The 22,058-nt window shown below is 67.4% G+C and carries 23 protein-coding genes and 3 tRNA genes; 13 read left to right on the top strand and 13 right to left on the bottom strand.

The annotated features are described in order from the left end of the window. Positions 1 to 2: 2 nt before the first annotated feature. Together ftsH and hpt are read right to left on the bottom strand one after the other, a co-directional pair. Positions 3 to 2,003 carry an ATP-dependent zinc metalloprotease FtsH gene (ftsH, locus tag ACIPV5_RS05295; protein WP_400340199.1) on the bottom strand — a complete coding sequence of 667 codons (2,001 nt, stop codon included), beginning with the start codon at positions 2,001 to 2,003 and terminating at the stop codon, positions 3 to 5. Positions 2,004 to 2,084: 81 nt separating this feature from the next. Then, entirely contained in the window at positions 2,085 to 2,636 is a 552-nt protein-coding gene (hpt, locus tag ACIPV5_RS05290; RefSeq protein ID WP_053098725.1) for a hypoxanthine phosphoribosyltransferase, read from the bottom strand. 137 nt (positions 2,637 to 2,773) lie between these two features. On the opposite strand from hpt, the gene ACIPV5_RS05285 reads away from it, so the two are divergent. Next, positions 2,774 to 3,361 carry a DUF937 domain-containing protein gene (locus tag ACIPV5_RS05285; protein ID WP_056276759.1) on the top strand — a complete coding sequence of 196 codons (588 nt, stop codon included), beginning with the start codon at positions 2,774 to 2,776 and terminating at the stop codon, positions 3,359 to 3,361. A 95-nt stretch (positions 3,362 to 3,456) separates the two neighbouring features. Here ACIPV5_RS05285 and tilS read toward each other — a convergent pair whose 3' ends face one another. Next, positions 3,457 to 4,443, bottom strand: a complete 987-nt coding sequence (gene tilS / locus ACIPV5_RS05280; protein ID WP_400340197.1) for a tRNA lysidine(34) synthetase TilS — start codon at positions 4,441 to 4,443, stop codon at positions 3,457 to 3,459. Positions 4,444 to 4,520: 77 nt separating this feature from the next. Here tilS and ACIPV5_RS05275 point away from each other — a divergent pair, with 77 nt between their 5' ends. Beyond that, on the top strand, positions 4,521 to 5,177 hold the full coding sequence (locus ACIPV5_RS05275) for a TMEM175 family protein (RefSeq protein ID WP_400340195.1): 657 nt from the start codon (positions 4,521 to 4,523) through the stop codon (positions 5,175 to 5,177). Here the strand turns inward: ACIPV5_RS05275 and ACIPV5_RS05270 are convergent. Continuing rightward, positions 5,144 to 5,941, bottom strand: coding sequence for a 3-hydroxybutyrate dehydrogenase (locus ACIPV5_RS05270; protein ID WP_400340193.1), 798 nt, complete (start codon positions 5,939 to 5,941; stop codon positions 5,144 to 5,146). The genes ACIPV5_RS05275 and ACIPV5_RS05270 overlap by 34 nt on opposite strands. After that, positions 5,938 to 7,317, bottom strand: coding sequence for an MFS transporter (locus ACIPV5_RS05265; protein ID WP_056276751.1), 1,380 nt, complete (start codon positions 7,315 to 7,317; stop codon positions 5,938 to 5,940). Before ACIPV5_RS05265 ends, ACIPV5_RS05270 begins: the two co-directional genes overlap by 4 nt. A 111-nt stretch (positions 7,318 to 7,428) precedes the next feature. On the opposite strand from ACIPV5_RS05265, the gene ACIPV5_RS05260 reads away from it, so the two are divergent. Both ACIPV5_RS05260 and ACIPV5_RS05255 read left to right on the top strand, forming a co-directional pair. Further along, positions 7,429 to 8,400: a LysR family transcriptional regulator gene (locus ACIPV5_RS05260; protein ID WP_400340191.1), complete on the top strand. Its 972-nt coding sequence runs from the start codon at positions 7,429 to 7,431 to the stop codon at positions 8,398 to 8,400. 68 nt (positions 8,401 to 8,468) lie between these two features. Beyond that, positions 8,469 to 8,960, top strand: coding sequence for an inorganic diphosphatase (locus ACIPV5_RS05255; RefSeq protein ID WP_053098719.1), 492 nt, complete (start codon positions 8,469 to 8,471; stop codon positions 8,958 to 8,960). A gap of 68 nt (positions 8,961 to 9,028) precedes the next feature. On the opposite strand, the gene ACIPV5_RS05250 is transcribed toward ACIPV5_RS05255, so the two are convergent. Beyond that, positions 9,029 to 10,396: a peptidoglycan DD-metalloendopeptidase family protein gene (locus ACIPV5_RS05250; protein WP_400340190.1), complete on the bottom strand. Its 1,368-nt coding sequence runs from the start codon at positions 10,394 to 10,396 to the stop codon at positions 9,029 to 9,031. A gap of 211 nt (positions 10,397 to 10,607) precedes the next feature. Here ACIPV5_RS05250 and ACIPV5_RS05245 point away from each other — a divergent pair. The 5 genes from ACIPV5_RS05245 to ACIPV5_RS05225 all read left to right on the top strand — a co-directional run bounded on the left by ACIPV5_RS05245 (position 10,608) and on the right by ACIPV5_RS05225 (position 13,049). Continuing rightward, positions 10,608 to 10,680, top strand: a tRNA-Glu gene (locus ACIPV5_RS05245). A gap of 29 nt (positions 10,681 to 10,709) precedes the next feature. Beyond that, positions 10,710 to 10,783 (top strand) — tRNA-Asp (locus ACIPV5_RS05240). 70 nt (positions 10,784 to 10,853) lie between these two features. Next, a tRNA-Phe gene (locus ACIPV5_RS05235) sits at positions 10,854 to 10,926 on the top strand. A 261-nt stretch (positions 10,927 to 11,187) separates the two neighbouring features. Continuing rightward, the gene (locus tag ACIPV5_RS05230) at positions 11,188 to 11,811 is read left to right on the top strand and encodes a GntR family transcriptional regulator (protein ID WP_082297981.1); all 624 of its coding nucleotides are present in this window, start codon (positions 11,188 to 11,190) and stop codon (positions 11,809 to 11,811) included. Between the two features lie 317 nt (positions 11,812 to 12,128). After that, positions 12,129 to 13,049, top strand: a complete 921-nt coding sequence (locus ACIPV5_RS05225) for an AEC family transporter (protein ID WP_285365312.1) — start codon at positions 12,129 to 12,131, stop codon at positions 13,047 to 13,049. On the opposite strand, the gene ACIPV5_RS05220 is transcribed toward ACIPV5_RS05225, so the two are convergent. Continuing rightward, positions 13,030 to 13,764 (bottom strand): DUF2071 domain-containing protein, encoded by a 735-nt coding sequence (locus ACIPV5_RS05220; protein ID WP_400340188.1) that lies wholly within the window; start codon positions 13,762 to 13,764, stop codon positions 13,030 to 13,032. The genes ACIPV5_RS05225 and ACIPV5_RS05220 overlap by 20 nt on opposite strands. Positions 13,765 to 13,833: 69 nt before the next feature. On the opposite strand from ACIPV5_RS05220, the gene ACIPV5_RS05215 reads away from it, so the two are divergent. From ACIPV5_RS05215 to ACIPV5_RS05200, 4 genes are all read left to right on the top strand, one after another. Beyond that, a complete protein-coding gene (locus tag ACIPV5_RS05215) occupies positions 13,834 to 14,337 on the top strand; it encodes a hypothetical protein (protein ID WP_400340186.1) in 504 nt (167 codons plus the stop codon). Between the two features lie 163 nt (positions 14,338 to 14,500). Continuing rightward, positions 14,501 to 15,931 (top strand): hypothetical protein, encoded by a 1,431-nt coding sequence (locus tag ACIPV5_RS05210; protein WP_056276732.1) that lies wholly within the window; start codon positions 14,501 to 14,503, stop codon positions 15,929 to 15,931. 112 nt (positions 15,932 to 16,043) lie between these two features. Beyond that, the gene (locus ACIPV5_RS05205) at positions 16,044 to 16,949 is read left to right on the top strand and encodes an ABC transporter ATP-binding protein (RefSeq protein ID WP_400340184.1); all 906 of its coding nucleotides are present in this window, start codon (positions 16,044 to 16,046) and stop codon (positions 16,947 to 16,949) included. Then, positions 16,946 to 17,776 (top strand): ABC transporter permease, encoded by an 831-nt coding sequence (locus tag ACIPV5_RS05200; protein WP_400340182.1) that lies wholly within the window; start codon positions 16,946 to 16,948, stop codon positions 17,774 to 17,776. Before ACIPV5_RS05205 ends, ACIPV5_RS05200 begins: the two co-directional genes overlap by 4 nt. Before the next feature lie 79 nt (positions 17,777 to 17,855). Here ACIPV5_RS05200 and ACIPV5_RS05195 read toward each other — a convergent pair whose 3' ends face one another. From ACIPV5_RS05195 to ACIPV5_RS05170, 6 genes are all read right to left on the bottom strand, one after another. Further along, on the bottom strand, positions 17,856 to 18,974 hold the full coding sequence (locus ACIPV5_RS05195; RefSeq protein WP_053098710.1) for an acyl-CoA desaturase: 1,119 nt from the start codon (positions 18,972 to 18,974) through the stop codon (positions 17,856 to 17,858). Between the two features lie 148 nt (positions 18,975 to 19,122). Then, positions 19,123 to 19,407 (bottom strand): hypothetical protein, encoded by a 285-nt coding sequence (locus ACIPV5_RS05190; RefSeq protein ID WP_295100509.1) that lies wholly within the window; start codon positions 19,405 to 19,407, stop codon positions 19,123 to 19,125. Positions 19,408 to 19,565: 158 nt separating this feature from the next. Continuing rightward, positions 19,566 to 19,973, bottom strand: a complete 408-nt coding sequence (locus ACIPV5_RS05185) for a twin-arginine translocase TatA/TatE family subunit (protein ID WP_400340181.1) — start codon at positions 19,971 to 19,973, stop codon at positions 19,566 to 19,568. Next, on the bottom strand, positions 19,970 to 20,764 hold the full coding sequence (tatC, locus tag ACIPV5_RS05180) for a twin-arginine translocase subunit TatC (protein WP_320491445.1): 795 nt from the start codon (positions 20,762 to 20,764) through the stop codon (positions 19,970 to 19,972). The genes ACIPV5_RS05185 and tatC overlap by 4 nt, the downstream gene beginning before the upstream one ends. Before the next feature lie 3 nt (positions 20,765 to 20,767). Next, entirely contained in the window at positions 20,768 to 21,010 is a 243-nt protein-coding gene (locus ACIPV5_RS05175) for a twin-arginine translocase TatA/TatE family subunit (RefSeq protein WP_053098707.1), read from the bottom strand. 42 nt (positions 21,011 to 21,052) lie between these two features. After that, positions 21,053 to 22,027 (bottom strand): intradiol ring-cleavage dioxygenase, encoded by a 975-nt coding sequence (locus tag ACIPV5_RS05170; RefSeq protein ID WP_400340179.1) that lies wholly within the window; start codon positions 22,025 to 22,027, stop codon positions 21,053 to 21,055. Between the last annotated feature and the right edge of the window lie 31 nt (positions 22,028 to 22,058).

Genomic DNA, 22,058 nt, shown 5'->3' with positions numbered 1-22,058 from the left:
GGTCAGGCCGTCGCTGGTCGAGCCTGACCGGCTCCCGCCGATCCTGGCTGTGTGCGCGGAGCCGACGCCGGCGCCTGGATCGAAGCAGCCAGCGAGACGTCCTTCTTCGGGACCTCGATCGGGGGACGCTCCGAGACGGGGCGGTCTTCGCTCGAGAGCCACAGCGGACGTTCGGGGAGCTTCTTCACCTCGGTGAAGATCTCGGCGATCTGATTGTGGTCCAGCGTCTCCTCCTCGAGGAGGGCCAGAGCGAGCCTGTCGAGGATGTCGCGGTTGGCGCTGATGACCTCGTACGCCTCGTTGTGCGCCTGCTCGATGAGTGCGCGCACCTCGGCATCCACCCGCTCCGCGACCTTCTCGGAGTACTCGCGGCCACGGCCCATGTCGCGCGCGACGAACATGTCGCCACCCTCGGAACCGAGCTTGACCGGACCCACCTGGGTGGTCATGCCGTACTCGATGACCATCTTGCGGGCGATCGAGGTCGCCTTCTCGATGTCGTTCGAGGCACCGGTGGTCGGGTCGTGGAAGATGATCTCCTCGGCGACGCGGCCACCCATCGCGTACGTGAGCTGATCCTGCAGCTCGTTGCGCGTGACGGAGTACTTGTCGTCGAGCGGCAGCACCATCGTGTAGCCGAGGGCCTTGCCGCGAGGCAGGATCGTGATCTTCGTCACAGGGTCGGTGTAGTTCATCGCCGCAGCTGCGAGAGCGTGACCGCCCTCGTGATACGCCGTGATGAGCTTCTCCTTGTCCTTCATCACGCGGGTGCGACGCTGAGGGCCGGCGATCACACGGTCGATGGCCTCGTCGAGCGCGCGGTTGTCGACCAGCTGCGCATTCGAGCGAGCGGTCAGCAGCGCGGCCTCATTGAGGACGTTCGCGAGATCGGCACCCGTGAATCCGGGAGTCTTGCGGGCGACGACCTCGAGGTCGACGCTCTTCGACAGCGGCTTGCCCTTGCTGTGCACCTCGAGGATCTTCTGGCGGCCGCGGAGGTCAGGGGCGTCGACGCCGATCTGGCGGTCGAAGCGGCCCGGACGCAGCAGCGCGGGGTCGAGGATGTCGGGACGGTTCGTCGCGGCGATCACGATGACGTTCGCGTTCGGGTCGAAGCCGTCCATCTCGACGAGCATCTGGTTGAGCGTCTGCTCGCGCTCGTCGTTTCCGCCGCCCATGCCGGCACCGCGGTGACGACCGACGGCGTCGATCTCATCGATGAAGATGATGGCGGGAGAGTTCTCCTTCGCCACGTTGAACAGGTCGCGCACTCGCGATGCGCCGACACCGACGAACATCTCGACGAAGTCGGAACCCGAGATCGAGTAGAACGGGGCTCCCGCCTCGCCGGCGACCGCGCGGGCGAGCAGCGTCTTTCCGGTTCCGGGAGGGCCGTACAGCAGCACGCCCTTCGGGATGCGGGCGCCGATGGCCTGGAACTTGGCCGGGTCCTGCAGGAACTCCTTGATCTCGTGGAGCTCCTCGATCGCCTCGTCCGCACCCGCGACGTCGGCGAAGGTGACGGTCGGGGTCTCCTTGTTGACGAGCTTGGCCTTGGACTTGCCGAACTGCATGACCTTGCCGCCGCCGCCCTGCATCGACGACAGGAGCCACCAGAACAGCAGGCCGAGCAGCACGAGAGGAAGAAGAAGGGAGAGGATGCCGTCGAACCAGGTCGCACGCGGAACGGCATCGTTGAAGCCGTCCTTCGGGTCGGCGTCGTTGATCGCCGTGACCACTTCTTCGGCCCGGGCGTCGACGTAGTAGAACTGCACCTTGTCCGCGCCCTCGAAGGCCTTGGACAGGGTCATGTCGACCCGCTGGTCGCCGTCGGTGTTGACGACCTCGGTCACCGTCTTGCCGTCGAGCAGCTCGAGACCCTCCTGGGTCGTGATCTGCTTGGGGGCGCCGAGGTTCGAGATCAGCAGGAAGCCGCCGAACAGCAGCAGTCCGATCAGAGCGACGTAGATCAGCGGGTTCCGCGTGAGCTTCTTGACATCCATGGTCGGATCAGCGTATCGCGCGTGCCCTAGGTGGCCGCTGTGCGTTCACCCACGGCGTAGCGGGTGCGCTGGAGCGTCCGCTCAGCTGTAGACGTGCGGGGCCAGCACGGCCACATCGCGCAGGTTGCGGTAGCGCTCGTCGTAGTCGAGGCCGTAGCCGACCACGAAGTCGGTCGGGATGTCGAAGCCGACGTACTTGCAGTCGATGACCACCTTCGCGGCCTCGGGCTTGCGGAGGAGGGCGAGCACCTCGATGGACTCCGCACCGCGCGACTCGAAGTTCTCGAGCAGCCAGCTGAGGGTCAGACCCGAGTCGATGATGTCCTCGACGATCAGCACGTGCTTGCCGTTCAGGTCGGTGTCGAGGTCCTTGCGGATCTGCACGACACCACTCGACTTGGTGCTCGCACCGTAGCTCGAGACGGCCATCCAGTCCATCGGAGCGTGGAACGGAAGCGCGCGGGCGAAGTCGGCCATGACCATGACCGCGCCCTTGAGCACGCCGACGAGGATGATCTCCTTGCCCTCGTAATCGATCGCCACCTGGGCCGCGAGCTCATCGAGCTTCGCGATGATCTCCTCCTCTGTGACGAGGATCTGAGCAAGGTCGTCCTGGATCTCCGCGGCGCGCATGGATCGATTTTAGGCGACGCATCACCATGGTCCTGCACAGCATCCGCAGATCGTCGACCAGAATTCCGGATGCGCGCCGGCATCCCCACTACTCTGACGGTGTGACGGGCGGACGCCCCGGACGGAAGGATTCACCCATGGCTCTCGACGACATCCTGAAGCAGGTCCCGATCGACGACATCGCCGCGAAGCTCGGAGTCTCCCCCGACGTCGCCAAGGAGGCGGTCGAACAGGGCGGAGCGGTGCTGCTCGGCGGCCTCGCCAAGAACGCCTCGACCGCTGAGGGCTCCTCCGCGATCGAGAACGCGCTCAAGCGCCACGAGGGACGGACCGGTGCGGCGAAGGTCGACGACATCGATCAGACCGACGGCGGCAAGATCGTCTCGCACATCCTCGGCGACGACGAGCAGAAGGTCACCCAGAAGCTCACCGAATCGAAGGAGACCGCCGGCATCGACTTCGGCAAGCTCCTTCCGATCCTCGCTCCGATCGTGATGGGCCTGATCGCCAACGCCACCAAGGACAAGTCCGCGAAGTCCGCGCCTGCAGAGTCGCAGTCGGGCGGCGGCGGAATCGGTGACGTCATCGGCGGCATCCTCGGCGGCGGCTCCACGGGCGGCGGCGGAATCGGAGACATCCTCGGCGGCATCCTCGGCGGCGGAAGCTCGTCCGGCGGCGGCGGAATCGGAGACATCCTCGGCGGCCTGCTGGGCGGAAAGAAGTAGCCCCCGCCAGCCTGCCGGACGACACCCCTGCGGCCCCCTCCTGAGGAGGCGACCGCGGGGGTTCTCCGTCTCCGCGAGGAGTGGGATGCCGCGGCTCAGCGCGCGGTGAACACGATGCGGCCGCCCGCTCGAGCCGCCGAGCACCCCGGCAGATCGATGGGCCCCTGACCCGACCAGTCGATCGCCAGACGAGCGACCTCGAGGGTCTGCGATCGGGTCAGGCTCACGCCGAACTCGCTGTCGACCACGAGTCGGATGATGCGGTTGCGGAGAGCGGCGGGGTTCGCGGCGAGTGCGGCGACGCTCACGGAGATCCCCGCCTCGGCGTGCTCGACGATGTCCTCGATCGTCTCGTGGATCATCTCGTCGAACGCCTCGGCGTCTTCGCGCAGCTGCTCGGCGGTGCGCGCGAGCGCCTCGGCGATGCCGGGGCCGAGCTCGGTCTCGAGCACGGGAAGGACCCGGTCGCGCACCCGCACCCGGGCGAACCGATCATCTGTGTTGTGCGGGTCGTCCCAGACCTCGAGATCGGACTCCGCGCAGAACGCTCGTGTGGTCTCGCGCCGCACCCCGAGCATCGGGCGCACCCAGCGCAGTCCGTCATCGTCCTCTCGCACGGGAGCCATCCCCTGCAGGCTCGCGGCGCCGGATCCGCGTGCGAGACCGAGCAGCACCGTCTCGGCCTGGTCGTCGAGCGTATGCCCGAGGATCACGGCCGCCGCACCGGCATCCGTCGCGGCGTCCTTCAGCACCCGGTACCGCGCGTCTCGCGCCGCTGCCTCAGGGCCTCCGTCAGCGCCGACCTCCACGCGCACGACCAGCGCGTCGAGCCCCAGCGCGGCCGCCGCTCTCGCAGTGCGCGCGGCGACGGCATCCGACCCGTTCTGCAGCCCATGGTCGACGGTGAGCGTGCCCACCCGAAGCCCGAGCTTGGGCGCCTCGAAAGCGGTCGCCGCGGCGAGCGCGAGGGAGTCCGCTCCCCCGGAGAGAGCGACGACGACTGTCGACCCCTCGGGCAGATCGGCGAGCGCGGTGCGCACGGCGAGGCGGATCTCGGCGATGACGGGAGAGAGCGACGGCACAGACCAACGGTAGATCACGGGGACGGATCACCGCACAGCGCTCGCGCTGGACGGGCATCGCGCTCTAGCCTGGCGCCGTGACGGATCACGTGCTGCGGTTCAGGACCGAACGATTCAAGGCGTTCGTCGACGCGGTCGTCGCCATCGCGATGACGCTGCTGATCCTGCCGCTGATGGAGTCCGTGTCCGAGGCCGCCGCCGGAGGTCTGGGCACCGCCGAGTTCTTGCAGGAGCATGCAGGACAGCTGCTGAGCTTCGGGCTGAGTTTCGTCCTCATCGCCAATTTCTGGATGGGGCACCACCGACAGTACGACGAGGTCACGCGGATCACGAGCCCGCTTCTCTGGCTCAACGTGGCCTGGATGGCGACGATCGTCTGGCTGCCGGTGCCTACGGCGATGCTCGGTCAGATGGACACCGACCCGCTGCAGGTGGTCCTCTACATCGGCACGCTCATCGCCACGCAGATCACCACGCTCGGCGCGCGCATCTATCTGCTGCGGCACCCTGACCTGACGAAGACGCCGCCCTCCCGCATCCGTCACGGTGCCGCCGCCGACATCGCCTCGATCCTGCTCTCGGCGGTGGCGATGCTGCTGGCGATCAGCCTCGGAGGGGTGGGGTACCTCGCCCTGCTGCTGCTCTGGCTCACCGGACCTCTGTCATCGCTCCTGGATCGGCTCTGGACGCGGATCGTTCCTCATCGCGCCGACCAGCCGCCGTCCATCGCATAGCTCGCCCCGGTGACCATCGACGCCTCGTCGCTCGCCAGCCAGGCGACCAGCGATGCCACCTCGTCGGGCTCGATCAGGCGCTTGATCGCGCTTTCGGTCAGCATGATCTTCGCCAGCACCTCGGCTTCAGGGATGCCGTGCACACGCGCCTGGTCGGACAGCTGCTTCTCGACCAGCGCCGTGCGCACGTAGCCGGGGTTGACGCAGTTGCTGGTGACGCCGTGCTCCCCTCCTTCGAGCGCGGTGGCCTTCGACAGTCCCTCCAGCCCGTGCTTGGCCGCGACGTAGGCGGACTTGTAGGGCGATGCGCGCAGTCCGTGCACCGATGAGACGTTCACGATGCGGCCGAACCCGTTCGCGTACATCTCCGGCAGAGCCGCGCGGATCAGCAGGAACGGAACCTCCAACATGAGGGTCACGATCCGTCGGAAGTCCTCGGGATCGAAATCCTGGATCGGGCTGATGTGCTGGATCCCGGCGTTGTTCACCAGGATGTCGACACCGGCCAGCACGTCGGCCAGCCGGTCGTCGGTGACGGCGGCCGGCTCCAGCAGATCGACCACCCAGCTCGAGCCTCCGACCTCGGCCGCGGCGGCCTCGCACTGCGCGCGATCCTTGTCTGCGACCACGACGTGAGCGCCACGCGCGGCCAATGCTCGCACGACCGCCAGGCCGATCCCGCTGGCGCCTCCCGTCACCAGGGCTCGGCGGCCGCTCAGCGACAGACCGGCCCCACCCGGCCTCTCGATGCTTCGCTCGGTCATGCCGCGCTCACCCGGGGAGTGTTCAGCCCGTGCTTGCGTGCATCCGCGTCATCGATGTCGTGCAGGGACACCCCGCGGGTCTCCTTGAGGGTGACCACCGCGACCGCGGTGACGGCGCAAGCTGCCGCGACGTAGATCGCCACCGGCAGCCACGAGCCGAAGTCCTGCAGCAGGGCCGTGGCGATGATCGGCGCGAGCGAGCCCGCGACGATCGAGGTGACCTGGTACCCCAGGGAGACGCCGGAATAGCGCATGCGGGTCGGGAACATCTCGGCCATGATCGCCGGCTGCCCCGCATACATGAGCGCGTGGAAGCACAGACCGATCGTGACCGCCGCGATGATCACGAACGGGTTCTGGGTGTCGAACATCGGGAATGCGAAGAACGCCCAGCTGGCTCCGAGCACCGCGCCGGCGAGGTAGACGGGCTTGCGTCCCCAGGCGTCCGAGAGCCGGCCGACCTGCGGGATCACGACGAAATGGATGGCGTGCGCGACCAGAAGCGCCAGCAGCAGCTGACTCGTGTCGTAGGCGTGCACCGTCTTCAGGTACACGATCGTGAACGAGACGATGATGTAGTACAGGATGTTCTCCGCGAAGCGCAGGCCCATGGCTCCGAAGATGCCCCGCGGGTACTTGCGCACGACCTCGAGCACTCCGTAACTCACGGCCTTGTCGGCCTCGACCTGTGCGCGGGCCTCGAGGAAGATGGGCGCCTCGCTGACGTGCCGGCGGATGTAATAGCCGATGACGACGACGATCGCCGAGACCCAGAACGCCACGCGCCATCCCCAGCTCAGGAACTGGTCGGCGGGAAGCGCCCAGGACATGCCGAGCAGCACCAGGGTCGCCAGCAGGTTGCCCACCGGGACGGCGGCCTGGGGCCAGCTCGACCAGAACGCGCGAGACCTGTCGGGGCTCTGCTCGGCGACCAGCAGCACGGCACCGCCCCATTCACCGCCGACGGCGAACCCCTGGATGAATCGCAGGAGCACGAGCAGCGCCGGCGCCCAGTAGCCGATCGAATCGAAGCCGGGCAGGCACCCCATCAGGAAGGTCGCGACCCCGACGAGGATGATGGTGATCTGCAGGGTGTGCTTGCGGCCGAGCTTGTCGCCGATCTGGCCGAACACGATGCCGCCGAGCGGACGGGCGATGAATCCGACCGCGTAGGTCAGGAATGCGGCGATGATGCCGTCGAGCTCGGTGCCGGCGTTGGGGAAGAAGAAGGTGCCGAAGACGAGCGATGCGGCGGTGGCGTAGAGGAAGAACTCGTACCACTCCACCACCGTGCCCACCATCGAGGCGGCCACGATCTTCTTCAGCCCGGATGTTCGGGTCTCGACCTGCGAGTCGACCGGTTGCTCGACGCCCATGAATGCACTCCTTCGTGTTCTGCAGCGTCCTCGTCGACGGCTGCCTGGCGGGCCGGTATCCCGTCTGCGGGCGGCCCTCGCCAGTATGTGCACGCCCGGCTCTGTGCGCCAATGACCAGTCGAGCAGAGACGGAGTGCACAATTGCAGATGTGACATCTTCCCCGAGTACCTCCGAGCCGCACGCCGACGATCTCCTCATCCTTCTCGCCGTGTCGCGCACCGGTCGCTTCACTACTGCCGGCCAGAGCCTGGGGCTGAATCACACGACAGTCTCGCGACGCATCGCCGCATTGGAGAGAGTCCTCGGCGGGCGGGTCCTCGCCCGCAGCTCGGGAGGGTGGGAGCTGACAGACCTCGGGCGTCGGGCGGTGCGCGCTGCCGAGGACGTGGAGACGGCGGTGGCGACGATCCATGAAGGAGAAGCCGAGTCCGATCAGATAGCCGGGGTCGTGCGGATCTCCGCCACCGACGGGTTCAGTGCGTTCATCATCGCGCCCGCGGTCGCGCAGCTGCGGCGAAAGTATCCGAGACTCAGCGTCGAGATCGTCAACGTCACCCGGCGGGCTCTGCAGTACCGTTCCGGGCTGGACTTGGAAGTGGTGGTCGGAGAACCGCAGGTGCACCGCGCCGAGGCCATCCGACTCGGCTTCTACACCTTGGGCATGTACGCGTCGCACGGGTACCTGGACGAGCACGGGACGCCCGGCGACTCCCATGAGCTGAGCAGGCATCCACTGGTCTACTTCGTCGATTCGATGCTCCAGGTCGACGATCTGGATGCTCCTCGACGACTCGTGCCGGGGATGCCGGATTCGCTCAGCTCCACCAACGTCTTCGTCCATGTCGAGGCCACACGCGCCGGCGCGGGGATCGGCTTCCTTCCGTGCTTCCTGGCCGACGGCCACGCCGATCTGGTGCGGCTCCTCCCCGACGACTTCGCCGAGCGCCTGCCCTACTGGATGGTGCTGCGTCCGGACTCGCTGCGCCAGCCCGCGGTCGCCGCGGTGGCTGCCGCCATCCGCGACCGCACGGCGGCCGTCCAGGATGCACTGCTCGGCATCGCCCCGCCCGCCGAACGCTGACAGCACCCGTCGACGGCCCGGCTAGGCTAGTGCGCGGCATCCAACCGTCATTTCTGAGGAGCACACGCATGGGCGCACACGACGCCGTCATCGAGATCCCGCGCGGCAGCCGCGTGAAGTACGAGGTCGACCACGAGACCGGACGAGTGCACCTCGACCGCGTGCTCTACACGACCTTCGGGTACCCCGCCGACTACGGCTACTTCGACAACACCCTCGGCGAGGACGGCGACCCGCTCGACGTTCTCGTGCTCCTCGACCACGCCATCTACCCCGGCGTCGTCGTCGAGGTGCGCCCGGTCGCCGTGCTCAAGATGAGCGACGAGGCCGGCGGAGACGACAAGCTCGTCGCCGTGCTGTCGAAGGACCCCCGTTGGGCCCACATCCAGGACATCGGCGACGTCGCCGAGTACACCAAGAAGGAGATCGAGCACTTCTTCGAGCACTACAAGGACCTCGAGCCCAACAAGTGGGTCAAGGTCGACGCATGGGGCGACGCCGCAGAGGCGCAGCGCATCCTCGACGAGGCGATCGTCCGCTTCGGCGAGCAGGGTCACTGACCCCAGGCTCCGACGAGAAGACCCCCGGTTCCGCTCAGCGGCCGGGGGTCTTCTCGTTGTGGTCGTTCTCAGACCGAGACGCCGCGATCTGCGAGGAACGTGATCGGGTTGGTGTACCTCCCGTTGATGTACACCTCGAAGTGCAGGTGGCAGCCGACGGATGCTCCGGTGTTGCCCGCGTAGGCGATGACCTGACCGGAGTTGACCCATGACCCGCTGCGGACGGCGAAGCCGCCGTCCCTGATGTGGGCATAGCCGGAGGAGACTCCCCCACCGTGCTGGATGCGGATGTAGTTGCCGTAGTTGCCGCGCGGACCGGCGTAGTCGACGGTTCCGGACTGCGCCGCATAGATCGCCGCGCCGCACCCGTTCGCGAGGTCGACGCCGTAGTGGTAGCCGGAGCAGGCTGCGCAGGGCTTGGGCCGGGGGCCGAATCCGGCGCTCCGGTGTCCTCCGTGCGGTCGAACCCAGCCGCCGGAACCCGGCGAGCCGCCGACGCCTCCGCCGCCACCTCCTCCGCCGCCGTTGCCTGCGGCGGCTGCCGCGGCCTCGGCCGCTTCGCGACGCTTGCGCTCCTCCTCCGCGACGCGCACGCCCTCCTTGTACCCGGCCACGGTCGTCGCCGTGGCGTCTTTCAGGGCTGAGAGCTGTGCCTGCATCGTCGCGAGGTTCGCCGACTGCTCGTCGAGCGCAGCCTGAGCGGCGTCCGCAGCGGCCTGAGCCTCGATCATCTTCTGCTCGGCGATCTGCTGCAGGCGATCGCGCTCCGTGCGGGCGACGACAGCCTGATCGGTGAGCTGCTGGGCCGAGTTGCGGGCAGCGACCGCGTTGTCGTGCACGGTCTGGTTGTACTGATAGACCTTGTCCATCGTGCCGAGACGCGAGAGCAGCTGGTCGGCGTTGTCGGCCGAGCCGGCGAAGAACAGCTCGAGGGCGGTGTCGTCGCCGCCGTTGCGATACAGCTGCGCCGCGAGCTGGGCCGCCTTCTTCGTGGCGTCATCGGCGGCGACGGCCTGCTCATCGGCCTTCGACTGGAGCTCCTCCGCGACGGCGATGGCGTCGAAGTAGGCGAGCTGCGCGGCGTTGTACTCCTCGCCCGCGAGCACGGCCTTGGCCTGCGCATCCGCCACCCGCTGCTTGAGCGACTGGATGAGTCCCTCGATGCGCGTGACCTCCGCTGCCTTCGCGGACTCGTTGTTCATGGCGTTCTGCACGTCGTCCCAGCTGGGGTACGAGGCGGCGTACGCGGCGGTCACTCCTGAGGAGACGCCGAAGGCGCTGAGGGCGACGACGCTGAGCGCGCCGAACGTGAGGGCGCTGCGACGGGTGACCGAATGGTCCTTCCAGAACGCGCGGCTCTCCGCAGGGGTCGGCGCGCAGCCGCAGTCGTCGGACGCCGCCGCAGCAGCATCCGACGTGGAGTGATGGTCGTTCACACGGCCCCTTTCGCCGGTTTCACAGCTGCCACACTAACAACTTCTTTCACATCCGCACCAGGGGGCGGACAGCGGGAGAGGGCACAGCGATGTGAGTCCATCGTCCTCCTGAACACGCCCGGGAGACAGCAGGCTCGCCCTCGATTCGCGTTTTGCTCAGATCTTCCCTTATGCTTGAGCGTCGGCAAGGAAGTCCTCCGGGACAGACTTCGGCCCCATCGTTTAGCGGCCTAGGACGCCGCCCTTTCACGGCGGTAGCACGGGTTCGAATCCCGTTGGGGTCACTCCTTCCGGTACAATTGAAAACAAGTATGGCCCTGTAGCGCAGTTGGTTAGCGTGCCGCCCTGTCACGGCGGAGGTCGCGGGTTCAAGTCCCGTCAGGGTCGCTCTAAGCGACGGGCCCTTTTCTTCGAGAAGGGCCTTTCGTCTAGATGCGACAGGTCTAGCCGGTCGCATGGCTCTGTAGCTCAGTTGGTAGAGCGCACGACTGAAAATCGTGAGGTCACGGGATCGACGCCCGTCGGAGCCACAGGGTGATCATTACAGTCACCTTAGGAACCCTCGCCTAGCTTCTACATGGCGGGGGTTTCCGCTTTTTCCGGTGAGAGTCGGTGTCTGCTCCGCTCCCCTGGGCTGCTGGTTCTGTGCCTGTCGTCACGCGCTCCAGCCACGAGACGACACGTCTCAGGACGACCGTCTCGATGCGTCGAGCAGGTGCACGGGCCGCAGGTCAAACACGCATTCGCTCGGCGGACAGCCCCGCCATACCTATGCGTCGTAATATACCGATATGGGACCTGAACTGCCCGTTGTGCCTGGGGCGCAGCGGAACCTCGGAGCTGAAGAGCTCTTTCGTCGACTCGCGACGTCGATCGCCGACGGCACCTACGCGCCTGGCGCGAAACTGAGCGACAAGGCGATCGCAGACGATCTGGGAGTCACCCGCACCCCCGTCCGAGAGGCCGTGCAGCGACTGGCGCGCGCCGGTCTGATGGAGGTCCACGCGAACCGCTACTCGATGGTCACCGACATCACCGACGAGCGGTCCCGCATCACCCGCGAGTTCGCCGCCTCTCAGGGCGGGGAGATCATCCGTGAGGCCGCGCTTGCGCTGTCCGAGGCGGATCTCGCCATCGCGTGCGAACTGATCGCCGACGCCATCCGGTCCGTCGAAACGGGCGAGGGATGGATCGAAGCCCATGTGGAGCTCTTCGAGTTCCTCACCGACCGCGCGCTCAACGATCTCTATCGACTCATGCTGAGCGACTTCTGGTATCTCGTGTTCCGCGACCTCTACCTCGGCGAGCCCCGGGTGGACACGAAGGAATCGCTCGAGGAGCTCGAGTCCGCGATGCGCGCCCGCAGCGCGAACGCCGGCGTGAAGGCCGTGCAGAGGATGCTCCGCCTGAAGTAGCGGCCACTCCCGAGGGAGTTGGTTCCGGTCCCCCGCGCCCGAACGGGGGGACCGGAGCAGTCGATGAGAAGGTCCGCAAGCGCACCCACCCCCATGTGGGCGCTCAAGACCGAGAGAACTCGAGGGCACCGTCTGGTTCGACCGACGGAGAGCGGCAGATGCTGCTCGTCGTGTTCTCAGCGTATGGCCGCACCCCGTCTTGACGCTGATCGGAGCTCATCCATTGACGCGGGCCCACTCCGACTGCTACGGCGGACTCCCGCGCGCGGACCGTGCCGGTGGCGACGACGTGCGTCCGGGCTGGATACGCTCGAACCATGCTCGAGACGCTCACCGGATTCGCCGTCGTGGGAGTCGCGATCGCACTCGGCTATGTGCTCGGTCGGATCGACCTGCTCGGACCGCACGCCCGGCACGTGCTCGGGCGTCTGATCTTCTTCGTGCTGTCGCCGTTCCTGCTCTTCACCGTGCTCGCCCACGCCGATGCGAAGATGCTCTTCTCCTCGCTGCTGCCCGTGTCGGCGATCGCGGCCGTCGCGATCATCGGGATCTACACACTCATCGCGCGGCTCTGGTGGAAGCGTCCGGTCGGAGAGACCCTGATCGGAGCGCTGTCGGCGGGGCAGGTCAACTCGAACAACATCGGCATCCCGTTGTCGCTCTACCTTCTCGGCAGCGCCGCGTACCCCGCACCGGTGGTGCTCATGCAGCTGCTGGTGTTCACCCCGATCTCGCTGACGATCCTCGACGCCGTCACGAGCGATCGCGTCTCGCTGCGAAAGACGCTCGTGCGCACGGCGACGAATCCCATCATCATCGCGTCGCTCCTCGGCACGCTCATCTCGGTGCTGGGCCTCACAGTGCCGCCCATCATCATGGAGCCGGCTCAGCTGATCGCCGATGCCGCCGTGCCGGTTCTGCTGATCAGCTACGGCATCTCCCTGCACGGCCAGCGCGTGCTCGGCGCCCCCGGCCACCGGCGGGACATCATCCTCGCCACCTCGCTCAAGCTCATCGCGATGCCGCTGATCGCGTGGGTGGTGGCCGAGTTCGTCTTCGGGCTCTCGCCGGCCGAGGTGCTGATCGTCGTGATCCTCGCCGCGCTCCCCACCGCACAGAACGTCTTCAACTACTCGCAGCGCTACGACATCGGCGAGACGATCTCGCGCGACACCGTATTCCTGACCACTCTCGGCTGCCTGCCCGTGCTGATCCTCATCATGTTCCTGCTGGGCTGAGCACCGCGTCGATCCGGGACTCGCGCACGTCCGACAGCGTCAGCGGAAGATCGCGCATCACGACGACACTGTCGAACACCGCTGAGCCGGCGGGAAGAGCGTCGAAGAACGACGAGCTCACGCTGTGCAGGTGTGCGTTCTCGACCCTCCACGCGTCGGTGGTGAGCGCGACCGATTCGACGCTGCGCCCTCCCCGCGCCGCCGACCAGCCGAGCCTGCCGGCGCGATAGAAGTCCGAGGCCTCGTCGATCGAGGCGAAGAGAGAGCTCGACCATGCGCCTCCCACCTCGACATCCGCGCAGAGACTGTGCTCGCCGGCATCCATCGTGACCGCGTAGCGATCATCCCCCTCCTCGATCTCGAACCTCGCTCGGCGATGCACCCCCGGGAACAACCGTCCGCCGAAGATGACCGGATGCCACGCCGAGCTGTGCCGACCGACGATGAAGACGCCTTTCTGCACGCCATCCGCGGTGTCCCACTCGACGGCGACCCGGTGGGCGGCGTTCTCGGAGCGCAGACCCCACCGGCGCCGCGCCCAGCTCGGTCGGATCGACTCCAGCCCCAGCACGCACACGCCGGCCACCGCAGACCCGTCGACGATCTGCGGGCGGAATCCCGTGGGCAGCAAGGAGGCGGCGACCTGCGGCTCGACCCGATAGGTGATCAGGAGTCGCCGACGGAGCTGAGCACGGACACCGCGGATGATCGTCATGCCCCGAATGTAGCACTGGAGCTAAATTCCTCCAAGGCCTCGGGGACGAGGTGCACGTAGGTTGTATCCGTGGACAATCCGCTCATCTACATCGCCGCGATCGGCGCGATCATCGTGCTCGCGATCCTCCTTCCCCGCTGGGTCCGTCGCTCCACCGGCGCCGCCGGCGGCAGAGCAGGGCAGCGTCACGCGGCCGACCGCCTCACCGGGATACTCGAGGAACTGGGCGCGACGCTGGTGCTGCAGACGTCTGAGGCCACGGCGAGGGAGATCGTCGACGGGGTCGTGCGTCAGCAGCCACGCAAGTTCACCCCGCTCGCGAGCGGAGGCTACGGTATCCGATTCGTCGAACCGGATGACGCGATCGTGCGGGTGGTCGACGATGAGAACGGGACCCGTCTGCAGGTGGAGAGGATCCGCGAGCATCTGGGCGTTCCCAACACTTCCGAGTTCTGGTCAGACCTGCGCTCCGCCGTCTCCGCCGCAGCACGCGCTGAGGGCGTCCAGGTCTCGCCCGGGCCGCCCTTGCGGCACCGGCGCGACGATGCGACCGAGTCGTGGATCGCGGAGTAGAGAAGCCCAGTGCGTACCGGAACATCGGGTGCATCTCACAGCCGTCGCAACTAGGCTGTGTTACTGCTGATCACGCACCGGCCAGCCCACAGTCGGCCTCGCGACGGCACCATTTCTCATCACAGCTCTCAGTCCCTGTGACCTGCGCCGGAAAGGCCGACCCATGAGTGAATCCCCCGACAACGACCGGACCCCCGACTTCTTCGACAAGCTGATCGAAGAGACGCCGCGCGAGCAGTCCGGCTTCACGGCCTCGTTCCGCGGCTACGACAAGGCGGAGGTCGACTCGGCCCTCAGCACTCTGCGCAATCAGCTGAAGCAGGCGAAGGCCGACCTCGCCGCCACCGAGGCACGTCACGAGGACGCAGTCGAGGCGCTTCGCGAAGAAGAGCGCATCGCCCGCGAAGAGCTCGAGGCGGAGCTCCTCGCCACCAAGGCGAAGGCTGCCGAGACCGAGCAGCAGGTCGCCACCCTCACCAACGAGCTCGTCGACACCCCGCGCGCGGATGGCCAGGAGGCACCGTCGCGGGAGCAGTTCGAGGCGATCCTCCGGGTGGCCGAGGAGCAGGCCAACGTCCTCATCCAGAACGCCGCCGTGCAGGCCGACCGTCTGATGGCGGCCGCGCGCGAAGAGGTCACCGCACAGCGGGCCGAGGCGGATGCCGACGTTACCCGCATCATCGCGCACGCTCAGCACGACGCCGACCAGGTGCGCCTGAAGATCGACACCGAGTACACCGCCCACCAGGCGACGCTCGAGCGCGAGGCCGCGCACGCCGCCGAGCGGGTGCATCAGGCGACGCAGGAGGCCACGGCCATCCGCACCGAGGCGGAGAAGGGCGCTGCGGCGCTCCGCTCGCTCGTCACCCGCGAGACCACCCAGCTGCGCGCCGAGGCCGAGCGCGAGGTGCGCGAGATGAACGCCCGCGTCCTCGAGTTCGAGGAGACGCTCACCCGTCGGCAGGACGACGCTCAGCAGGAGTTCCTGGTGCTGCACAACCAGGCCGTCGCCCACGCCGAGCGCATCACCACCGATGCCAACGAGCAGGTGGCCGCTTCGCTCGATCACGCGCAGCGCATCTCGGCGAAGGCTGACGACTACGAGCGCCTGATGCGGTCGCAGGCGCAGACCATCGAAGCGGATGCCCAGGTGCGCGCCCGCGACACCCTGGACCGTGCCCGCGTGAAGTCGCAGAAGATCGTCGACTCGGTGACGGGTCACACGTCCGCCGTGCTGCGGGATGCCGAGGACCACGCGCGCCAGCTGCGCTGGCAGCAGCAGCAGCTCGCCAGCTTCATGGCCGAGGTGCGCGAGCTGATCCGCCCGGAGGGCATCTTCAGCGACGAGGCATCATCCGTCGGCTCTGCAGCAGCCGCGTCGCAGGTCGATGACGACACCGACGCCGAGACCGTCGAGGTCGAGGAAGCCGAGCTGATCGACGACTCCGACGACGCGGTCGACGAGGTCACCGGCGACGAGGAGTTCCGCGGTGACGAGGCACTGGAGGACGAGCTCCTCGACGAGAACGCCGAGACGATCGACGGCAAGATCACCATCGAGGTCGTCGAGTCCGATCAGAAGGCCTCCCGCTGAGCGACTTCTCCTGACCGACCGAGCGGGGGCGTGGGCGGATATCCGTCCACGCCCCCCGCTTCGTTCACCCGTCCTGCTATCGCTCGGAGCCGTCAGCGTGCACGCTGTACCTATGACAGACAGCGTGATCGAGGTGCGGGATCTCCGCAAGGAGTACGGGGGTGCCGTCGCAGTCGACGGCATCAGCTTCGACATCCGCCGGGGAGAGACCTTCGCTCTTCTGGGCCCGAACGGCGCGGGCAAGTCGACGACCATCGAGATCCTCGAGGGCTATCGCCACCGCACGTCCGGCGACGTGCGCGTGCTCGGTGTCGATCCCCAGCGCGGCGGTCTGGCGTGGAAGGCGCGACTGGGGATCGTCCTGCAGTCCACCGGAGAGGCCGGCAACTTCACCGTGCGGGAGCTGCTCACCGAGTTCGCCGGTTACTACCCCCACCCTCGTCCGGTCGACGAGGTGATCGCCGCCGTGGGGCTCGAGCACAAGCAGCGATCCAGAGCGGGCAAGCTGTCCGGTGGCCAGCAGCGCCGTCTCGATGTCGCCCTCGGGATCATCGGACGCCCCGAACTCCTGTTCCTCGATGAGCCGACGACCGGCTTCGATCCCGAGGCCCGACAGCAGTTCTGGCAGCTCATCCGCACCCTGAAGTCCGAGGGCACCAGCATCCTGCTGACCACTCACTATCTCGATGAGGCCGCCCGGCTGGGCGATCGCGCGGCGGTGATCACAGACGGGCGCATCGTGGCGATCGGCAAGATCGACGAGATCGGCGGGCCCGAGGCGAGGACGCCGATGGTTCGCTGGAGGGATGCCGCCGGCGTGCGCCGCGAGCAGCGCACGACCGCTCCCGGTGCGGTCGTCTCCGAGCTGCAGCGCGCGGGCGGCGAGCCGGACGGCCTCGAGGTCGTGCGTCCCACTCTCGAGGACATCTACCTCGGCCTCATCCGTGAGCACGGTGCCGCATCCGATCCCGATCCGACCGCAGAGGGCCTGCGGGCAGATGTGGCGGAGTCCGCATGAACACCACGACTGCCACGCCGAACTTCGGGCTCGCTCGCACGGTTCGCCTCGGGGTGCGCCGCATCCCGTTCGAACTGCGTCAGTACTTCCGTGCCAGCGACCAGGTCTTCTTCACCTTCCTGTTCCCCACCCTCATGTACCTCATCTTCGCGACGATCTTCACGGGCGACATCGGCGAAGGGCCCGACAAGATCAGCATGGCGACGTACTATCTTCCCGGTCTCGTCGCAGGAGGCATCTTCCTCTCCGGGATGCAGGGCCCGTCGATCGAGATCGCAGTGGAGAAGAGCGACGGAACCCTCAAGCGGCTGGGCAGCACGCCGATCTCACCGGCGACGTACTTCATCGGCAAGATCGGTGAGGTCTTCGTCACCGCGATCCTGCAGATCACTCTGCTGCTGGTCGTCGCGGTCGTCCTCTATCAGGTCGAGCTGCCCTCGGATGCTGAGGCCTGGGGTCGCTTCGCCTGGGTCTTCGTGCTCGGCCTGCTCTCGTGCACGCTGCTCGGCATCGCACTGTCTGCCGTGCCGCGGTCGGGCAAGACGGCGTCCGCCGTGGTGATCCCGGTCGTGCTGCTGCTGCAGTTCATCTCCGGCGTCTACATCGCCTTCACCGCGCTGCCGGAATGGCTGCAGAACGTCGCTTCCGTCTTTCCCCTCAAGTGGATGGCTCAGGGTATGCGCGCGGCGATCCTGCCCGAGTCGTTCTCCTCGGCAGAGCCGAGCGGATCATGGGATCTCGGGCTCGTGGCGGTCGCCCTCGCCGCATGGCTCGTGGTCGGCTTCATCCTCAGCCGCGCGACGTTCCGCTGGATCCGGCGGAACTGACCGTCTGGCATGCGAACGGCCCCATCCCGAAGGATGGGGCCGTTCCATGTGCGGGTCGGCTGCGATGCCGCGAGAGTGTTTACGCCCGGACGAACTGGGCCGCTGCGGGGCAGTCGAACGGATCAGCACCGGCGGCGAGACCGACGCGGTTGAGGTACTCGATCACGATCGCGTACGACCGGCCGAGGCTGGTCTCGGTGTAGGGCACGTTGTTGGCGGCGCAGTAGTCGCGCACGACCTCGCGAGCCTTCGAGAGGTGCGGGCGGGGCATGTTCGGGAACAGGTGGTGCTCGACCTGGTAGTTGAGTCCGCCCATGAGCCAGGTGGCCCACCATCCGCCACGGATGTTGCGAGAGGTGCGCACCTGCTTCGAGAAGAAGTCGAGACGGGCGTTGGGATCGATGATCGGCATGCCCTTGTGGTTCGGCGCGAAGGACGCGCCCATGTAGACGCCGAAGACGGCGAGCTGCACACCCATGAAGGCGAATGCCATGCCGAGCGGCAGCATCAGGAACACAGGCACGAGGACGATCGCGAACCGGAGGGCGATGAGGCCCAGCTCGATCCAGCGACCCTTGGCCTTCTTGCTGGTCACCAGGTGCTTCACGCCCAGGTAATGGAGGTTCAGGCCCTCGAGCGTCAGCAGCGGGAAGAACAGCCACCCCTGCTTGCGCGTGATCAGACGGACGATACCGCGGGACTGCGCGGCGTCGGTCTCGAGGAACGAGATCGTGTCGACCTCGATGTCGGGGTCCTTGCCGACCTGGTTCGGGTTGCCGTGGTGCTTGGTGTGCTTGGAGTCCCACCAGGAATAGCTGATTCCCACCACGCCGGCGGCGAGGATGCGGGCGAGGCGGAAGTTCGCCGGGCCCGTGGAGAGGATCTGACGATGCGCGGCCTCATGGGCGAGGAACGCCACCTGTGTGAGGATGATGCCGAGAGCCCCGGCCATCAGGAGCTGGAGCCAGCTGTCGCCGAGAAGGATGAAGCCGGTGATGACTCCGCCCAGAGCCACGGCGATGCCGGCGGCCACGAAGATGTAGAACCATCCGGCGCGCTGGAGGAGGCCGGTTTCGCGGATGACCTGCGAGACCTGCTTGTAGGCGTGGGTCATCGGAGGAATGTCCGCATTGCCCGAATACGTCTGACGTACCGGTCCGAGAACTGCGTCGGTCTTTTCGACCTGTGAAATGGAGATGTTGCTCTCCCGTCGATCGGAGCCCTTGAGCTGATGTGAAGCCCAAGGCAGATCGCCGAACGCTTAACTCAGGCTAACCCTGCCCTCATGCGATTTGGGGAATACATCAGCATCCCTTGACGATTCACAGTTCCCCCGCATGGAACGGTCAGGCGCGTGCGCGACGCGGTCGGCTGCGGAGGGCGCGGCGAAAGGGAGAGCTGAGGCTACGCGGGCGAGATCTCGGCGCATTCGCGCTCTCGAGAGCGTCACGGGCGGCATCCAGCGACTCGAACGAGCCGAGGTCGTCACCGCGCTGGTCGCGGGCGACATGCGCGGTGCCGTCGAATTCGACGAACCCGGCGAACTCGCCGCCGCGGGTCGCGACGTGCACATCTGTGTCGGCCTGTTTCCAGGTCAACGGATCGGAAGGAGGAAAAGTGGTCGTGCTCATGGTGATACTCATTGCTGTGTGACGGGCACGCGTTGTCGCGACCCGCAAGATGTGAGATCGAAGGCGGATGCCGCGCGCATCGATGCGCTTGGTCCGTAATGGCCCTGATCAGTGGCTCCGTGGTGGCCTAGAGGGCGGCCAGAACTCACGTTGCTCCATCAGTCTAGCAGGTCGGCGCCGCGCACGCGGGCCTCCGCCTCAACGGGCTCCCACACGCGCCGTGGATGACCGGACGATCCAGCCACGATCCAGCGCCCCTCGGGCTCCGGCTGCGGGGCCTCAGCGGCTTGCGAGCCGTCCGGCTCCTCCCCCGCACCCCACGCCTCGCGGATGATCTGCCTCGGGTCGTACCGCCGAGGATCCACGGCGGTCCATTCCTGGCGGATGCTCGCCACTCCGGCCTCCTGCTCGGCTCGCCGCGCCGCCTCGCCGACGGTGAGCGTCACCCGGCGGACGAGGGCGCCGAGACGGCCCGCATAGTCCGGCAGTCGCCGAGGACCGCTGATCACGGCTGCGATCAGCGCGACGAGGAACAGCTTCTCGATCGTGAGTCCGAACATCGTCATGCCTCCGTCGTGCCGACGGCCGACTCCCCGACCCTGCGGTCATGCAGCCATGCGAGCAGCAGGGCGATCAGGAACAGCAGGGTCATGGGAATCGCGATCAGGAACATCGACAGCACGTCGGCCGCGGGGGTCACGACCGCACTGAAGAGGACGATCGCGACGACGACGAGACGCCAGCTCCGCGCGATCGCCGCCGCCGACACGACACCGAGCAGGTTGAGCATCACGACGAACACCGGGAGCACGAAGGCGACCCCGGTCGCGAGCACGATCTTGAGGATGAAGTCGACGTAGTACGACGCCTGCAGCAGCGTGCTGTCCTCGGTCGAGGCGAAGCTCGCGAGCAGCTCGACCATGTGGGGGAAGAGAAGGAAGCCCATCAGGCATCCGCCGACGAACAGGGGAACGGATGCTGCCAGGAAGCCGAACGTGTACCTCTTCTCTCTGGTGGTCAGCCCCGGAGCGAGGAACGCGAGCAGCTCGTGCATCCAGACGGGACTCGACAGCGCGACACCGGCGAAGAGCGCGATCTTGAGCCGAAGGTCGAAAGCCCCGGTGATGCTGTCGTAGTTGAGGCTCGCATCGCGCGATTCGGCGAGCGCACTGATCGGTGCTCGCACGACCTCGAGGATCTGGTCCGAGAGGAGATACCCGGCGACCACCCCGGTCAGGAGCGCCGCCGTCGCACGGAACGAGCGCGTGCGCGCCTCCCGCAGGTGCGAGGACAGCGGCATCCTGGCCAGGGCGGGCGCGGTGCTCGCCTCGACGGCATCAGCGGCGAGCGAGGACACGGTTTACTCCGCGGGCCGCAGGACGGGCTGCGGGAGGTCTGCGGACTCCCGAGCGTCGACACGGTCCCGGCCCCTCGGCATCGGCTCGACCCGTGCCTCGTTCGAAGGCTCGGCCACCTCCGATCTGAGGATGCGCATCGACTGGCCGACGCTCTTGGCGAGGGCGGGGAGCTTCGCGGCGCCGAAGACGAGGACGACGATCGCGAGGATGATCAGGGCGTGCCACCCTGTGAGGTTCTGGAGCATGGTCTCTGTTCTTTCGCGTGGAGGGGTTGTCGGGGTTCGGGTTCAGTCGGACGGCGGCTCGCCGCCACCACCGGGGCCACCCGCGCCGCCCGACGGCGCGGAGCCTGCGCCGGGCGTCGTGGCCGTGTCGACGCCGACCACGAGCGTCGCGGTGTATCCGCTGCCGCCGCCGGCGACAGTGGCCAGCTGAAGGGCGCCGGAGTCGTCGCCGAAGACGTTGTCGCCGGAGAGGCTCGTCTGCGACAGGTTCTGCGTCGAGCCCGGGTAGCGGGAATCGGCGTAGACGGTGGCGCAGACATCTTCGGGCAGTGCCAGCTGGGACGTGGCGATGGCGTTGGCCGAGTCGGTGATCGAGGCGAGGTCGGGGTAGACCTCGAAGTGGATGTGCGGCCAGCGGCCCGAGTAGCAGCCGGGGAAGATCGACGTGAACGAGACCTTCCCCTCGGCATCCGCCACCTGCACTCCTCGGAGGTAGGTGACATCCTCGAGCCCCGACGAGTACATCGAGTACTCCCCCTCAGCCGTGCAGTGCCATGCGTACACCGCGACGCCCTCGAAGGGGACGCTGCCGTTCGCGAGGTCGACCACCTGGAACTCGAAGGTCAGCGGGATGCCGTCGGCTGTCGCCGACCCGTCGATCGACGTCGTGATGTCCTGTCGCACGATGCCCGAATCCTCGAGGACGTCCGGTCCGTTCGATCCGTCTCCGGGGTAGGGGCCTGCGGTCTCGTCGGGGATCTCGCCGGCCGCTGTCGTGGTCGACGATCCGGACGTCGTCCCCGTATCGCTCGTCGATGTCGACTCGCTCGTGCTGCCGCCGCCCGACGGGGCGCACGCGGCGAGCACCATCGCGCCCACCCCGAGTCCGGCGAGTCCGAGAATGCCGCGGCGCGTCACCAGGGTGCGGATGTCGAAGGCGGCGCCCTGATCCACGACCTCCTCATCGGCACGGTCGAGCAGCCGCCCCTCGTAGGTCGGGCCCTCAGGGGTCTGTAGGGGTTCGGGGATGTGGCTCATGATCGTGCTCCTTTCGATGTGGATGGGTGTC

Source organism: Microbacterium sp. NPDC090014 (assembly GCF_044748285.1).
Classification (GTDB): Bacteria; Actinomycetota; Actinomycetes; order Actinomycetales; family Microbacteriaceae; genus Microbacterium.
Note: the sequence above shows the minus strand (reverse complement) of the source record. Positions and strands in the feature narration are given on the sequence as shown.